This is a genomic window from Streptomyces sp. NPDC002206, assembly GCF_053593595.1.
In genome coordinates, this window is sequence record NZ_JBSFCW010000001.1 from 756,153 (window position 1) to 769,751 (window position 13,599).

Below are 13,599 nucleotides of genomic sequence, written 5' to 3' on the forward strand. Positions count from 1 at the left end.
TGGCTACCGGGACTGCTGGGCCCGCAGGCGGTGAGCAGGGCGGCCAGGAGGACGGCGGCGAGGACCGGGCGAATACGGATCCGAGCCGTCGAGGTCCTGACGGACCGTATGGACTGGCTGCTGTCGGGCGGGTTGGTCACGGGACGCCTGTTCTGGACGGCGGGGGCAGTGGGGGCTGTTGTCCCCACTGGCTGACCTGCGCGAAGGTACCTCACGGCGCCGCCCCATCACGCACCAGCGCCGCCTGCCGGGCCGCGAGGTGTCGACGAACAGCAACTGGCAGTCATGAGCGCCGCATTCACGGATGCGGCGCGCGTACGGCCCGACGAAGAACTCCATCGCGTCGCGGGCGACGGTGGACAGCAGTGCGCTGCCCGTGGCCCCGGAGGCCCACTCCTTGCCGGCCCCGACTGCGATGCGCGGCACCAGCGGGGGTTCGGCCGCCACCACGTTCACGACCTCGAAGTCCGCGGCGTCGGGCGTCGTCCCGTGCGCCCGGGCAGTGGCCAATCTCCTGAGAGAGGCGCGCAGTTCATGGGCGCGCGCCAGTTCACCACCGCTCACCGAGAGATCCGGGCCGAGCCGCAGCCGGCTCACCCCCGCCCACCGCACCGGATCGGCGGGGGTCTGCGGCACCTCGTACCGCGGACATCCGCTGTGGCCGCCGGTGGCGAGCAGCTCCAGGCACAGGGCGCCGGGGGACGCCGGGCGGGTTCGGGCCTCCTGCTCTGCGCAGTTCCTCCGGCTATGCCCCGGCCGGGTCGCCACTGTGCCCCGAACCCGGACCGTCTGTGCAGGTCAGGGCCGCACGACAGGAAGCGGATCTCCCTAGGCTTGGCCCATGCCCATCCCACCCGCACATGCCCTTGTCGCGACGGACCTCGACGGCACCCTGCTGCGCCACGACGACACCGTCAGTCCCCGCTCCCGTGCCGCGCTCGCGCTGGCCGCCGCGGCGGGAGCGCTCCATCTCGTGGTCACCGGGCGGCCGGTGCCGGGAATACGGAACCTGCTCGCGGAGCTGGACTACCGGGGTCTCGCGGTCTGCGGCCAGGGCACGCAGCTGTACGACGCCGGGACCGGGCGCATGCTGCACGCGGCCACGCTGGACCGGGACCTGGCCGACACCGCGCTCGGCAAGATCGAGGCCCAGGTGGGTCCGGTCTTCGCGGCAGTGGACCAGGACGGGCCCGAGGGCCGGACGCTGATCGAGCCGGGCTACCGGATGCCGCACCCGGCCCTGCCCGCCCAGCGGACAGGCCACCGGGACGAGTTGTGGGCCACCCCGATCGTCAAGGTCCTCGTCCGCCACCCCGAGCTCACGGACGACGCACTGGCCGCCGCGGCCCGCGCGGTCGTCGGCGATCTGGCCACCGTCACACTGTCCGGCCCCGGCACGGTCGAACTCCAGCCGTACGGCGTCGACAAGGGCACCGGGCTCGCGCTGGCCGCCGAGGCCCTGGGCGTGGATCCGACTGCCACGATCGCGTTCGGGGACATGCCCAACGATCTGCCGATGTTCCGCCGGTCCGGGTACGGGGTCGCGATGGCCAACGCCCATCCGGACCTGCGTGCGGCAGCGGACGAGGTGACGACGTCGAACGGGGACGACGGGGTCGCGGTGGTACTGGAGCGCGTGTTCGGCTGAGTCCCCCGGAGCGACATCCGTGCGGCGCCGGAACGGCGTCAGCCGGCGGAAGCGGCGCGTACCCGTTCCCAAAACTATATGCACACGCATATAGTGCAGGCGCACACAGTCGCAGCACGCAACCGTTCCCGGGGGACCCAGCCATGGCCACTCGTACGTTCCTGTTCCTGCTCGGCAGCAGCCGCACCGACGGCAACACCGAGGAACTCGCGCGGCTCGCCGCCGAACAGCTGCCGCCCGAGACCGAGCAGCGCTGGCTGAACCTGAGCGAACTGACACTCCCCGACTTCGAGGACCTGCGGCACGACGGTGAGGGCCGCTACCCCGTCCCCACCGGCAACGCCGCCACCCTGCTGGACGCGACGCTCGGCGCGACCGATCTGGTGCTCGCCTCACCGCTGTACTGGTACGCCATGTCCACCTCCACCAAGCGGTATCTGGACCACTGGTCGGGGTGGATGCGGGTGCCCGGCCTCGACTTCAAGGAGCGGATGGGTGGGCGGACCCTGTGGGGCGTCACGGCGCTGGCGACGTCCGATCGGAGCGTCGCCGAACCGGCGACGGGGACACTGCGGACCATCGCCTCCTACATGCGGATGGAGTGGGGCGGGATGCTGCTGGGAGTCGGCAGCCGGCCCGGTGAGGTACTGGGCGACACGGTCGCCCTCACCCGCGCCAAGACCTTCTTCGGCTGACGGCGCCTCATCTCACGCTTCCGGTGCGCCCAACGCCCGGAGCACATGCGTGACCAGTGCCGCGATCGTCGCCTCGTCCTGGCTCGGTTTGCGCAGCACATGGCGGTAGTAGACCGGCCCGTAGAGCATCTCCACGGCCAGCGGCAGATCGGCGCCCGGCGGGATCTGGCCCTGCTCCTGGGCTCGGCGCAGCCGGGCCACCGCCTCGCCGAAGCGGGGTTCGATCAGCTGGGTCCGGACCGTTTCGGCGAGTTCGTCGTCGTGGTGGAGTTCGGAGAGGATCCCGGCGTACGCGGGGCCGAACGGCGGCGTCGAGAGCAGTCTCACCGCGCCCGTCACATGGGTACGGATGTCGGCGGCGATGTCGCCGGTGTCGACGAACGGCGTGGCGTCGACCAGCGCCTCCGTGAACGCCTCCAGCAGCACCGCGCTCTTCGACGGCCACCAGCGGTAGATCGTCTTCTTGCTGACGCCCGCCCGGGCCGCGATCGCCTCGATGGTGACGCGGCCGTACCCCTTCTCCGTGCACAGTGCGAGGGCGGCGTCCAGGGTCGCCCGTCGTGATCGCTCGCTACGGCGCAGTGAACTCGGCGATGTGATCATTCGGTGAGCATAGGGGTGTTGAGTCCAATCCTTGTTGACAGGGCGTCGCCAGAAGTCGAACAATACAGAGGCAGAAACGGAACGTACCGTGTCGTGTCGTTCCTGCTGTTCGCACCGTTCGTGCCGTTCGTGCCGCGACGAGCCGATCGGGGGACGGCTCGCCCGGCCGACGGCACGAGCGGAACCGCGAACACCCCGCCGCTCAGGCCGTGATGTCCTTCGCTGTGAAGCGTGCCCAGGCGGCCGAGCCGAACACCGCCGCGTACAGCCCCTGCAGCCCCAGGTTCTTGACCACGTCGTCCCAGTAGACGGGGTCGCGCAGCAGGTCCGCGAAGGACAGCCAGTAGTGCGGGAACAGATACGGGTGCATACCGCTCAGCTGCGGGATCGAGTCCAGGATCTGCACCGTGATCAGCACCCCGACCGTCGTGGCCATCGCCGCGATCCCGCTGCCGGTGAGCGTCGAGACGAACAGCCCGAGCGCCGCGAACCCGATGAGCGAAGCCGCCACCGTCACCGCGATCAGCCCGGCCCGCAGCAGCCCCTCACCGAAGCCGATCTGCGTCCCGGAGATCGTCGTGACCTCACCGACCGGGAACAGCAACGCCCCGACGGCCAGTGCCGACGCCGCCACGACCACCGTCGCGAGCAGGCAGAACACCAGCGTGGAGGCGTACTTGGCGAGCAGCAGCCGGGTCCGGCCCGCGGGCGCGACCAGCAGATAGCGCAGGGTGCCCGCACCGGCCTCGCCCGCGATCGAATCACCCGCGACGACGCCGACGGCCATCGGGAGGAAGACCGGCAGGGTCACGGAGAGGGCGGCGAAGACCAGGAACAGACCGTTGTTGGTCACCTGGGAGAGGAACGCCGGGCCGCCGCCCCCGCCCGAGCCGGCCGGCGAGCCGTCGCTCGTCTCGATCCTCACCGCGATCCCGATCAGTACGGGAACGGCGGCCAGCACCCCGAGGAGCGCGAGCGTGCGCCAGCGGCGCAGCGTCGTGGTCAGTTCGGAGCGGAGGATCCCGAAGGTCCACAGCGGGTTGCGGGACCGGCCCGCCCCCGCCGGTCCGACTGCTTCAGCCTGCGACATCGAAACCCTCTCCGGTGAGTGCGACAAAGGCGTCCTCCAGCGAGGCCCGCTCGACGCCGAACGACCGTACGCGCACCCCGCCGCCGACCAGCGCGCTGTTCAGGTCCGCGAGTTCGACGTCGGCCGGCGGGGCCTCGGCGCTCACCCGGTCACCGTCGGCGGTGATACCCGTGACGCCGAGCTCCTTGAGGATGCGGGCGGCGTCGCCCGGGTCGGGGGTGGTGACGGCGAGCCGGCCACGGGTGCCCGCCGCGAGGTCGGCGACCGGGCCCTGGGTGATCAGCCGACCCCGGGCCATCACCGCGGCATGCGTACAGACCTGCTCGATCTCGTCGAGGAGGTGGGAGGAGAGGAAGACGGTGGTGCCCTCCGCCGCCAGTTCCCGGACCAGGGCGCGGATCTCACGCATCCCCTGCGGGTCCAGTCCGTTGGTCGGCTCGTCCAGGACGAGGAGGCGGCGCGGCTGGAGCAGGGCGGCGGCCAGTCCGAGGCGCTGCTTCATGCCCAGCGAGTACGCCTTCGCCTTCTTGCCTGCCGCCGCGCCGAGCCCGACCCGGTCCAGCGCGGTCGCGACCCGGGTCCGGCGGGTGCGCGGATCGGCGGTCGGGTCGGCGGAGTCGTACCGTACGAGATTGTCCCGGCCGGTCAGGAACCCGTACAGCGCGGGCCCTTCGATCAGCGCTCCGACCTGTGGGAGTACGGTGCGGGCGGCGCGCGGCATGGGGTGGCCGAGGACCCGGGCGGTACCGGACGTCGGGTCGATGAGGCCCATCAGCATCCGGATCGTGGTGGTCTTCCCGGAGCCGTTGGGCCCGAGGAAGCCGAAGACGCTGCCGCCGGGGACGCTGAGGTCGAGGCCGTCGACGGCGAGCTGGCCGCCGCGGTACCGCTTGGTGAGACCGCGGGTCTCGATCACGGCCGTTCCGGTCCGGGGCACCGCCTCGGACTCGATCACGGCGCCGGTCTTTGTCATGCGTGACTCCCCATGGGTCGGGTAACGGACCGCCCCGCCGTACGGAGCGTACGGCGGGGCGGTCGCGCGGTGCGGGAGGTGCGGGTCGTCCGGGCAGTACGGGTGGTGTCGGGGCGTCAGTTGGCGCTGTTGGCTGCCCTGACGAGCGCGTCCTTGGTGACCAGCCCGACGTAGACCTTGCCGTCGTCCGTCATCAGTGCGTTGACCAGGCGGGTCTTGAAGACCGTGCCCGAGCCGAACTTTCCGGTGACCTTGTCGCCGAACGAGTCCAGGAACTGCTGTGCCGCAGGCGGCACATCGCCGGACTTCGGCGACGTCGGGATTGCCCGGCCGCCCGGCGCCTCGATCTCCGCGACCGCGCTCCAGCCCTCGCCGATCACCTTCGCCCCCTTGCCGCCGGCCAGCTCGTCCAGCCCGGCCGGTCCACCCGGCACCTTGAACTCCGGTGCCTGCTTCCCGGCTTGCTGCTGCGCCTTCGCGTCGTCGGCCTCGGTCACCTTGGCGCCCTTCGGCGGGGTGAACGTGAACGAGGATCCGGCGGGCTTCGCGAAGTCGACGCTGGTGAACCCGGCGTCGATCACGGCCTTGCCGCCGCTGCTCGGGGAGAGCGTGAACTTCAGCGGTACGCCGTTCTTCGCGTCGACCGCGATCGTGATCGCGCCGATCGTCGAGCCGCCCTGCTTGGGCTTGATGACCAGCCTGTACGCGTCACGTCCGGCGACCTGCGCCGTGCCGTCGACCGTCACCGACGTGGTGGGGCCGGCCGTCTTCAGCGCCTCTTCGGCGAACGCCTTCGGCGTGGTCGGCACGCCGTCCGGGGTCTTGGCCTCGCCACGCTTCTCCGCGTGGCCCGAAGCCTTGTCGCCGGTCGCGTGGTACGCCTCGTTGGACTTGCTGTCGTACGCCCAGACCTGGTCCCCGTTGCGGATCACGCTGTACTCGGCGGCACTGTCCAGCATCGAGACGCGCTGCTTGTCGGGGCCGTCGGCGGCCACCCGCAGCGTGTGCGTACCGGAGGCGAGCTCCGTCAGCTTCTCCTGCGGGTCGGCGCTCGAACCGCCGCGCGGTCCGTCGCCGCCGCCCTGCGCCAGCGAGCCGGCGAGCCCGCCCAGCGACGGGATGCCGAGGTCGGTGCTGATCTTCACCGTGCCGGAGAGCTGCTCGGTGTCCGATGCGGCGATCTTCTCGATGAGCTGCTGTGCGGTGATCTTCGGCAGATCGGGGTCACCGGAGTCCGCGAGCGCCGGGACCAGCCCGATCGTCGCGGCCGCCACCCCCGCCACCGCGACCGGGACCACGTAGCGCGCCGCCCTGCGGCGGCCGGCCATGGTGCCGGTGGCCTCGTCCGCGGCGTTGCCGGTGGTCTCTGCGCTGTCGTTCGGTGCCATGTGTGCCCTACCTCCGTGGTCGGCGGCTTCCGTCCGGATGCACTCGTCCACTCCGCGCCGCCATTCTCACCCGTTTTGGTCAGGAGTGGTTCTTCTCCATCTGACCAAATTCGAGGTGGCGAAGCGTCAGCCCGCGGGAGCAACTCCGCATACCTCTACGGTATGACACCACCCGGCCGGGCCTCCCCCGACCCGTAGGGGTCGGGGTGCACAGCACGCCTGCCGGGGTCAGCCCGCGCGGTGCACCACGGCGTCGCACAGCTCTTCCAGCGCGGCCTTCGCGTAGCACTCGGGCAGCGGCGCCAGCGTCGCCCGCGCCTCCTCCGTCCACCGGATGGTGTCCCGCCGGGCCTGCTCCAGCGCCGGGTGCGTGCGCAGCCGGCAGAGCGCCTCGGCGAGCCGGGCGTCGTCGCTGAGGTCGCCGTCCAGCAGCTCCAGCAGCTCCAGGTCGTCCGGCTTGCCGTCGGCCGCCGCCTGCGCCCGCAGGTGCAGCACAGGGAGCGTCGGGATGCCTTCGCGCAGGTCCGTGCCGGGAGTCTTGCCGGACTCGTGGGAGTCGGAGGCGATGTCGAGTACGTCGTCGGCGAGCTGGAAGGCGACGCCGAGCCGCTCCCCGTACTGGGTGAGGATGTCGACGGCCGACTCGTCGGCGCCGGCCATCATCGCGCCGAACCGGCAGGCCACGGCGATCAGCGAGCCGGTCTTGCCGCGCATCACGTCGAGGTAGTGCTCGACCGGGTCGCGGCCGTCGCGCGGGCCCGCTGTCTCCAGGATCTGGCCGGTGACCAGGCGCTCGAACGCCTCCGCCTGAATGCGCACGGCCTCCGGACCGAGGTCGGCCAGTATGTGCGAGGCGCGGGCGAAGAGGAAGTCGCCGGTCAGCACGGCCACCGAGTTGCCCCAGCGGGTGTTGGCGCTGTCGACTCCTCGGCGTACATCCGCCTCGTCCATGACGTCGTCGTGGTAGAGCGTGGCGAGGTGCGTCAGCTCGACGACCACGGCGGACGGCACGACACCCGGCGCGTCCGCGTCACCGAACTGGGCGGACAGCATCGCCAGCAGTGGCCGGAAACGCTTGCCCCCGGCCCGTACGAGATGCTGCGCAGCCTCTGTGATGAAGGGGACATCGCTCTTGGTGGCATCGAGCAGCCCCGCCTCGACAGCTGCCAAACCGGTCTGGACATCGGCCTCAAGAGCCTGGTCCCGCACGCTCAGTCCGAACGGCCCGACGACGGTCACGAGGGGATCTCCTGTCTGCTGACGATCACACGGAATGTCGATGTGTCGCTGTCATCACTCAAGTCAGCGTATCCGGTCCCCTTTGGATCACCGTGGGCGCCTTCCCGCCACCGCCGGTATGTTCGGCTTGTCCAGGAGCACCGCCGCAGCCGGACGGACCCAGCTGCCTCCCGGCGACGCCCGGGCCCTTTCCGGTCGGCCGGGGGCTCACGCCCCTGTCCGGCCCCGAGATCCGGGTGGCGGCCGCCGTCGGGATGACGTTCGGTCCGATCGAGTACCTGCCGGTCCGGCTTCACCTGGCCGGACGCAGCCACGACGCCGAGTTCCCCGTCGCCCCGGAGCCAGCCGTACGGCCGATCGCCGGCGCTGCGGTCCAGGCCACCGCCGGCGCCCCCGCCCCCCCGCTCGAGCGCCCCATGTCCCCCGTCCACCGAGGTACGCCATGCGCATCCGCACCCGGTTCCCCTACGACACGGCCCACGAGGACGTCTGGATCCCGCTGCCGGACGGCACACGGCTGTACGCCCGGATCTGGCGGCCGATCACCGACGAACCCGTACCGGCGCTCCTGGAGTACCTGCCGTACCGGCTGAGCGACTGGACGGCGCCGCGCGACCGGCAGCGCCACCCCTGGTACGCGGGCCACGGTTACGCCTCCGTACGCGTCGATGCCCGTGGGCACGGCAACAGTGAGGGGCTGCCGGGCGACGCGTACGACGAGACCGGGCCGGCCGACGGGGTTGCCGTCGTCCACTGGCTGGCCGGGCAGGAGTGGTGCTCCGGCCGGGTCGGCATGTTCGGCATCTCCTGGGGCGGCTCCATCTCGCTCCGGATCGCCGCGCTCGCCCCCGAGCCGCTGAAGGCGATCGTCACGGTCTGCTCGACCGACGACCGCTACGACAACGATGTGCACTACATGGGCGGCTCGGTCCTCGCCGTCGGCATGCACGCCCGGGCGGCCACCACGCTGGCCTTCGCGGCCCGGCCGCCAGACCCGGCGCACGTCGGCGACGGCTGGAAGGCCATGTGGCTGAAGCGGCTCGAAGCGGTCCACCCGCCCATCCACACCTGGCTGGCGCATCGGACCCGCGACGCCTACTGGACCCATGGCAGCGTCTGCGAGGACTACTCCGCCATCGATGCGACGGTGCTCGCGGTGGGCGGCTGGCACGACCCGTACCGCGACACCGTGCTGCGGCTCGTCGCGCACCTCGACCCGGCGAAGGTGCGCGGACTGATCGGGCCGTGGTCGCGCCAGTACCCGGACCGCGGCCTGTCGCCGGGCCCGTCGATCGGCTTCCTCCAGGAGACGTTGCGCTGGTGGGACCAGCATTTGAAGGACGAGGACACCGGTGTCATGTCCGAGCCACTGCTGCGGTCCTGGATCAGCGAGTCGCACCGGCCCGCGACGGTGTACGAGACGCTTCCCGGCCGGTGGGTCGGCGACACCGGCTGGCCGTCGAAGAACGTCACGACGATCGCGTACGCCCTCCAGGGCGTCGTCGTCCTCCCGGTGACGCTCGACGAGCCGCGCCCCGAGCGCCTGGTGGTCCGCGATGTCGCCAAGGGCGAGTGGCGGCTGGAGGTCGACCCGCGCTACGGCGGCACACGCGTTCACCCGGACGGCCTCGAATTCACCGAGGACGGGGTGGATGCGTACACGATCCAGGAGAACGACCCGCTGTCGGCGCGCACCCGCTCCGACTGGACGATCAGGCTCCACCGGCCGGAGACGGCCTGGGACGTGAAGATCGAGACGCGGTCCGAGATCAGTGGGGACGAGCACGACTTCCTCACCTCCGACGAGATGGTGTGCAAGGACGGAGACGAGATCGTCTTCCGCCGCACCTGGGTGAAGCGGATCCCCCGCACGGCGGGCTGAACCCACAGTCACACCCCGTCCGACGTGGGGGTACGGCGGAACTTTCCGGAAATGCGGCGAAGTTGAGGCACTGCCGCGCGGTGGCCACACCGACGTAACGTGTCCCCCAAGCGACCTGGAAAGCGAGGCAGCACCACATGCCCGAGCAGAGCAGCCCGCTCGATCTGGCCGAGGGCGACCCCTTCGGTCCGCACAACCTTCCCTACGGCGTGTTCTCCACGACCGGCCACCCGGCCGAGCGCCGGGTCGGTGTCCGCATCGGCAACCATGTGCTGGACGCCGGAGCCGCGGCACACGCGCTCGGCTCGCCCTACGCGCAGCTTCTCGCGCAGCCGGACCTGACCGCGCTGCTGTCGGCCGGCCGCACCGCCTGGCGGGACGTCAGGCGGGCGCTGACCGCATGGGTGACGGTCCCGGCACACCGTGCGGACATCGAGCCGCTGCTGCATCCCGTCGAGTCGGTGACGCTCCATCTGCCGTACCAGGTTGCGGACTACGTCGACTTCTACGCGAGCGAGAACCACGCCACCAACGTCGGAAGGATCTTCCGCCCGGACGGCGACCCGCTCACCCCCAACTGGAAGCACCTCCCGATCGGCTACCACGGCCGGTCCGGCACCGTCGTCGTCTCCGGAACGGATGTGGTGCGCCCCGCCGGCCAGCGCAAGGCGCCCTCCGACGCCGCCCCGGTCTTCGGCCCCTCGGTCAAGCTCGACATCGAGGCCGAGGTCGGCTTCCTCGTCGGCGTGGGGTCCGAGCAGGGCCGGCCCGTCGCGCTCGGCGACTTCCGCGACCATGTGTTCGGGCTCTCGCTGCTCAACGACTGGTCGGCGCGGGACATCCAGGCGTGGGAGTACGTCCCGCTGGGCCCGTTCCTCGGCAAGTCCTTCGCCACGTCCGTATCGGCGTGGGTGACCCCGCTCGAAGCCCTGGAGTCGGCCCGGATCGCACCGCCCGCCCGGGACTTCCCGCTCCTCCCCTATCTGGAGGACGGGGGCGAGGAGGGGCCCGGCGGCCTGGACCTGCGGATCGCCGTCGCGATCAACGGACAGCTGGTCGCCGAGCCGCCGTTCGCCACCATGTACTGGACGGCGGCCCAGATGCTGGCGCACATGACGGTGAACGGCGCGTCGCTGCGTACCGGCGACCTGTACGGCTCCGGCACGGTCAGCGGCCCCGAGGCGGGCCAGCGCGGCTCCCTGCTCGAGCTCACCTGGAACGGACGCGACCCGCTGGACCTCCCGGACGGCAAGCGGACGTTCCTGGAGGACGGCGACACGGTGACGATGACGGCCTGGGCGCCCGGGCCGCACGGCACCCGGGTCGGCCTGGGCGAAGTGACGGGACGGATCGTGCCCGCGCCATGACCGCCCGGCCGGACTTCACCCTGCCCGAGGAGCTGCTGCTCCTCGCGTTGGATCCGCTGCGCGGCACCCCGTACTGCAGGAATCGCTTCCTGCAGTACGGGGTCGTGGGGGCTGCCCTGGCCGAACTGGAGCTCCAGGGGCGGATCACGGAGGAGCGCGGCCGACTGAGTGTGATCAACCCGCTGCCCCCGCACGACCCGCTCCTGGCCGCGATCCTGGCGAGTCTCCCGGCCCCGGCCAAGCGCCGTTTCTCGGGGAGCACCAGCACCTACCGGATGGTCAGGGCCACCGGCCGGGAGATCGAGGGCCTGTACCTGGACCATCTGGTCGCACAGGGCGCACTGGCCAGGGAGCGCCGCCGCTTTCTGGGCCTGTTCCCGTACTACCGGCACCCGGCCGGCCCGGACGACTGGTCGGCACCGGTCCGCGAGCGCTTCGCCGCCGCCGAGGCCGCGGGCTTTCCCGATCCCCGCAGCAGGCTCCTGGCCGGACTCGCCTCCGCCATCGGCCTGTCGCACGCGGTGACCCGCCGGGGCCGGCCGGGCCGCTCGGCGATGCGCGCCCTGGTCCGCCCGCACTGGGCCTCGCACGCGGTGCACCGGAACGTCCGTCAGGACAAGAACAGCCAGAACGGCAACTGACCCTCACTCGTACTCGGGCGGTTCCTCGTCCCAGCCGAAGTTCGGGTCATCGACGGGCGTGGTCCGCGCGGCAGGAGCAGCCGGACGGCTCGCGGGCACGGGAGCCGGCGCGGGGACTGCCGGGGGGGCGCCCCCACTCGTGGCCGGGGCGTCGGCAGCGGCGCCGGGCTCCTCGGACGCGGGCAGCCCGGCGAGCACCTCCAGCACCCCCTCGCCGTACGTCGCCAGCTTCTTCTCGCCGAGGCCGCTGATCGTGCCCAGATCGGTCAGGGAGCCGGGGCGCACGGAAGCGATCTCCCGCAGCGTCGCATCGTGGAAGATGACGTACGCCGGGACGCCCTGCTCCTTCGCCTGGGCGCCGCGCCAGGCGCGCAGCGCCTCGAAGACCGGTACGGCCTCCGGGGCCAGCTCGACGACGGCCGCCGCCTTCGGGCTCCGTTCGCCCTTCGAGGAGCGCGACGCGGGCTTCGGCGCCTCCTTGCGCAGCCGTACCTCCCGCTCCCGGCCGAGCACCGAAGCGCTCTGCCCGGTGAGCACCAGCGTGCCGTACTCGCCCTCGACCTCCAGCAGGCCCTGGGCCAGCAACTGCCGCACCACGCCGCGCCATTCCGCCTCGGACAGCTCCTCGCCGATCCCGAACACCGACAGCTGGTCGTGATCGAACTGGATGACTTTCGCGGTCTTGCGGCCCAGCAGGATGTCGATGATCTGGCCGGCGCCGAACTTCTGGCCCCGCTCCCGCTTCAGCCGCACCACGGTGGACAGCAGCTTCTGCGCGGCCACCGTGCCGTCCCAGGTCTCGGGCGGGGTGAGGCACGTGTCGCAGTTGCCGCAGGCCGCCTTCTGCGGCTCCTGGCCGAAGTACGTCAGCAGCCGGGCGCGGCGGCAGTCGGCGGTCTCGCACAGGGCGAGCATCGCGTCGAGGTGGGCGCCCGCGCGGCGGCGGAACGCCTCGTCGCCCTCGCCGCCCTGGATCAGCTTGCGCTGCTGCACGACGTCCTGGAGGCCGTAGGCCATCCAGGCCGTGGACGGCATCCCGTCGCGGCCCGCGCGGCCGGTCTCCTGGTAGTAGCCCTCGACGGACTTCGGCAGGTCGAGGTGGGCGACGAACCGTACGTCCGGCTTGTCGATGCCCATGCCGAACGCGATCGTCGCCACGACGACCAGGCCGTCCTCGCGCAGGAACCGCGCCTGGTGGCGCGCCCGCGTCCCGGCGTCCAGACCCGCGTGGTAGGGGACGGCCTCGATGCCGTTGCGGCAGAGGAACTCGGCTGTCTTCTCCGTCGAGTTGCGTGACAGGCAGTAGACGATGCCGACATCCCCGGCGTGCTCCTCCTTCAGGAAGGACAGCAGCTGCTTCTTCGGGTCGGACTTCGACACGATCCGGTACTGGATGTTGGGCCGGTCGAAGCTGGCGACGAAGTGCTTCGCGTCCGGCATGCCGAGGCGCTGGGTGATCTCCTGGTGCGTGGCGTTCGTCGCCGTCGCCGTCAGAGCGATCCGCGGTACGTCGGGCCACCGCTCGCCGAGCACGGACAGGGCCAGATAGTCCGGCCGGAAGTCGTGGCCCCACTGGGCGACGCAGTGCGCCTCGTCGATGGCGAAGACGGAGATCTTGCCCCGCCCCAGCAGATTGAGGGTGGAGTCCAGGCGCAGCCGCTCCGGTGCCAGATAGAGCACGTCGAGCTCACCGGCGAGAAATGCGGCCTCCATCACACGGCGCTCGTCGAAGTCCTGCGTGGAGTTGACGAACCCGGCGCGCACGCCGAGCGCCCGCAGCGCGTCCACCTGGTCCTGCATGAGGGCGATCAGCGGGGAGATCACAATGCCCGTACCGGGTCTCACCAGGGCCGGGATCTGGTAGCAGAGGGACTTTCCGGCACCGGTCGGCATCAGGACGACGGCGTCACCGCCCGCCACCACATGGTCGACGACCGCTTCCTGCTCGCCGCGGAACGCCTCGTAGCCGAACACCCGATGCAGCGTCCGCAATGCGTCGCTCTCGGTCACACCCATGGTCACGCCCGTCCCGCTCATCGCTCTGTCCCCCGGGGTCTGCCCTGTTCTGTCCGG

The 13,599-nt window shown here is 71.5% G+C and carries 12 protein-coding genes; 5 read left to right on the forward strand and 7 right to left on the reverse strand.

Annotation, left to right across the window (positions count from 1 at the left end):
• Positions 1 to 3: 3 nt before the first annotated feature.
• A complete protein-coding gene (locus tag ACWCP8_RS03595; RefSeq protein ID WP_451114014.1) occupies positions 4 to 768 on the reverse strand; it encodes a CGNR zinc finger domain-containing protein in 765 nt (254 codons plus the stop codon).
• Positions 769 to 841: 73 nt separating this feature from the next.
• Here ACWCP8_RS03595 and ACWCP8_RS03600 point away from each other — a divergent pair, with 73 nt between their 5' ends.
• Together ACWCP8_RS03600 and ACWCP8_RS03605 are read left to right on the forward strand one after the other, a co-directional pair.
• Positions 842 to 1,648 carry an HAD family hydrolase gene (locus tag ACWCP8_RS03600; protein WP_451114015.1) on the forward strand — a complete coding sequence of 269 codons (807 nt, stop codon included), beginning with the start codon at positions 842 to 844 and terminating at the stop codon, positions 1,646 to 1,648.
• A gap of 143 nt (positions 1,649 to 1,791) precedes the next feature.
• Positions 1,792 to 2,343, forward strand: coding sequence for a flavodoxin family protein (locus tag ACWCP8_RS03605; RefSeq protein ID WP_352265769.1), 552 nt, complete (start codon positions 1,792 to 1,794; stop codon positions 2,341 to 2,343).
• A 12-nt stretch (positions 2,344 to 2,355) separates the two neighbouring features.
• Here ACWCP8_RS03605 and ACWCP8_RS03610 read toward each other — a convergent pair whose 3' ends face one another.
• From ACWCP8_RS03610 to ACWCP8_RS03630, 5 genes are all read right to left on the reverse strand, one after another.
• Positions 2,356 to 2,946 carry a TetR/AcrR family transcriptional regulator gene (locus ACWCP8_RS03610; RefSeq protein WP_267003153.1) on the reverse strand — a complete coding sequence of 197 codons (591 nt, stop codon included), beginning with the start codon at positions 2,944 to 2,946 and terminating at the stop codon, positions 2,356 to 2,358.
• A 202-nt stretch (positions 2,947 to 3,148) separates the two neighbouring features.
• On the reverse strand, positions 3,149 to 4,036 hold the full coding sequence (locus ACWCP8_RS03615) for an ABC transporter permease (RefSeq protein ID WP_352265771.1): 888 nt from the start codon (positions 4,034 to 4,036) through the stop codon (positions 3,149 to 3,151).
• Positions 4,023 to 5,009 carry an ATP-binding cassette domain-containing protein gene (locus tag ACWCP8_RS03620; protein WP_451114016.1) on the reverse strand — a complete coding sequence of 329 codons (987 nt, stop codon included), beginning with the start codon at positions 5,007 to 5,009 and terminating at the stop codon, positions 4,023 to 4,025. The genes ACWCP8_RS03615 and ACWCP8_RS03620 overlap by 14 nt, the downstream gene beginning before the upstream one ends.
• Before the next feature lie 116 nt (positions 5,010 to 5,125).
• Positions 5,126 to 6,397, reverse strand: a complete 1,272-nt coding sequence (locus ACWCP8_RS03625) for a LolA family protein (protein WP_451114017.1) — start codon at positions 6,395 to 6,397, stop codon at positions 5,126 to 5,128.
• A gap of 228 nt (positions 6,398 to 6,625) precedes the next feature.
• Positions 6,626 to 7,636, reverse strand: a complete 1,011-nt coding sequence (locus ACWCP8_RS03630) for a polyprenyl synthetase family protein (RefSeq protein WP_352265775.1) — start codon at positions 7,634 to 7,636, stop codon at positions 6,626 to 6,628.
• 442 nt (positions 7,637 to 8,078) lie between these two features.
• Between ACWCP8_RS03630 and ACWCP8_RS03635 the strand changes: the two genes are divergently transcribed.
• The 3 genes from ACWCP8_RS03635 to ACWCP8_RS03645 all read left to right on the forward strand — a co-directional run bounded on the left by ACWCP8_RS03635 (position 8,079) and on the right by ACWCP8_RS03645 (position 11,526).
• Positions 8,079 to 9,518 carry a CocE/NonD family hydrolase gene (locus ACWCP8_RS03635; RefSeq protein ID WP_451114018.1) on the forward strand — a complete coding sequence of 480 codons (1,440 nt, stop codon included), beginning with the start codon at positions 8,079 to 8,081 and terminating at the stop codon, positions 9,516 to 9,518.
• Positions 9,519 to 9,655: 137 nt separating this feature from the next.
• Positions 9,656 to 10,885 carry a fumarylacetoacetase gene (fahA, locus tag ACWCP8_RS03640; protein ID WP_451114019.1) on the forward strand — a complete coding sequence of 410 codons (1,230 nt, stop codon included), beginning with the start codon at positions 9,656 to 9,658 and terminating at the stop codon, positions 10,883 to 10,885.
• Positions 10,882 to 11,526 carry a GOLPH3/VPS74 family protein gene (locus ACWCP8_RS03645; RefSeq protein ID WP_352265779.1) on the forward strand — a complete coding sequence of 215 codons (645 nt, stop codon included), beginning with the start codon at positions 10,882 to 10,884 and terminating at the stop codon, positions 11,524 to 11,526. The genes fahA and ACWCP8_RS03645 overlap by 4 nt, the downstream gene beginning before the upstream one ends.
• A gap of 3 nt (positions 11,527 to 11,529) precedes the next feature.
• Here ACWCP8_RS03645 and recQ read toward each other — a convergent pair whose 3' ends face one another.
• Complete coding sequence (recQ, locus tag ACWCP8_RS03650; protein WP_451114020.1) at positions 11,530 to 13,563, reverse strand: DNA helicase RecQ; 2,034 nt, start codon at positions 13,561 to 13,563, stop codon at positions 11,530 to 11,532.
• Positions 13,564 to 13,599: the final 36 nt, after the last annotated feature.

Coding starts and splice junctions, on each gene's coding strand:
- ACWCP8_RS03645 (WP_352265779.1), top strand. CDS start 10,882: ATGACCGCCCGGCCGGACTTCACCCTGCCCGAGGAGCTGCTGCTCCTC.
- ACWCP8_RS03625 (WP_451114017.1), bottom strand. CDS start 6,397: ATGGCACCGAACGACAGCGCAGAGACCACCGGCAACGCCGCGGACGAG.
- ACWCP8_RS03615 (WP_352265771.1), bottom strand. CDS start 4,036: ATGTCGCAGGCTGAAGCAGTCGGACCGGCGGGGGCGGGCCGGTCCCGC.
- fahA (WP_451114019.1), top strand. CDS start 9,656: ATGCCCGAGCAGAGCAGCCCGCTCGATCTGGCCGAGGGCGACCCCTTC.
- ACWCP8_RS03605 (WP_352265769.1), top strand. CDS start 1,792: ATGGCCACTCGTACGTTCCTGTTCCTGCTCGGCAGCAGCCGCACCGAC.
- ACWCP8_RS03635 (WP_451114018.1), top strand. CDS start 8,079: ATGCGCATCCGCACCCGGTTCCCCTACGACACGGCCCACGAGGACGTC.
- ACWCP8_RS03610 (WP_267003153.1), bottom strand. CDS start 2,946: ATGATCACATCGCCGAGTTCACTGCGCCGTAGCGAGCGATCACGACGG.
- recQ (WP_451114020.1), bottom strand. CDS start 13,563: ATGAGCGGGACGGGCGTGACCATGGGTGTGACCGAGAGCGACGCATTG.
- ACWCP8_RS03620 (WP_451114016.1), bottom strand. CDS start 5,009: ATGACAAAGACCGGCGCCGTGATCGAGTCCGAGGCGGTGCCCCGGACC.
- ACWCP8_RS03600 (WP_451114015.1), top strand. CDS start 842: ATGCCCATCCCACCCGCACATGCCCTTGTCGCGACGGACCTCGACGGC.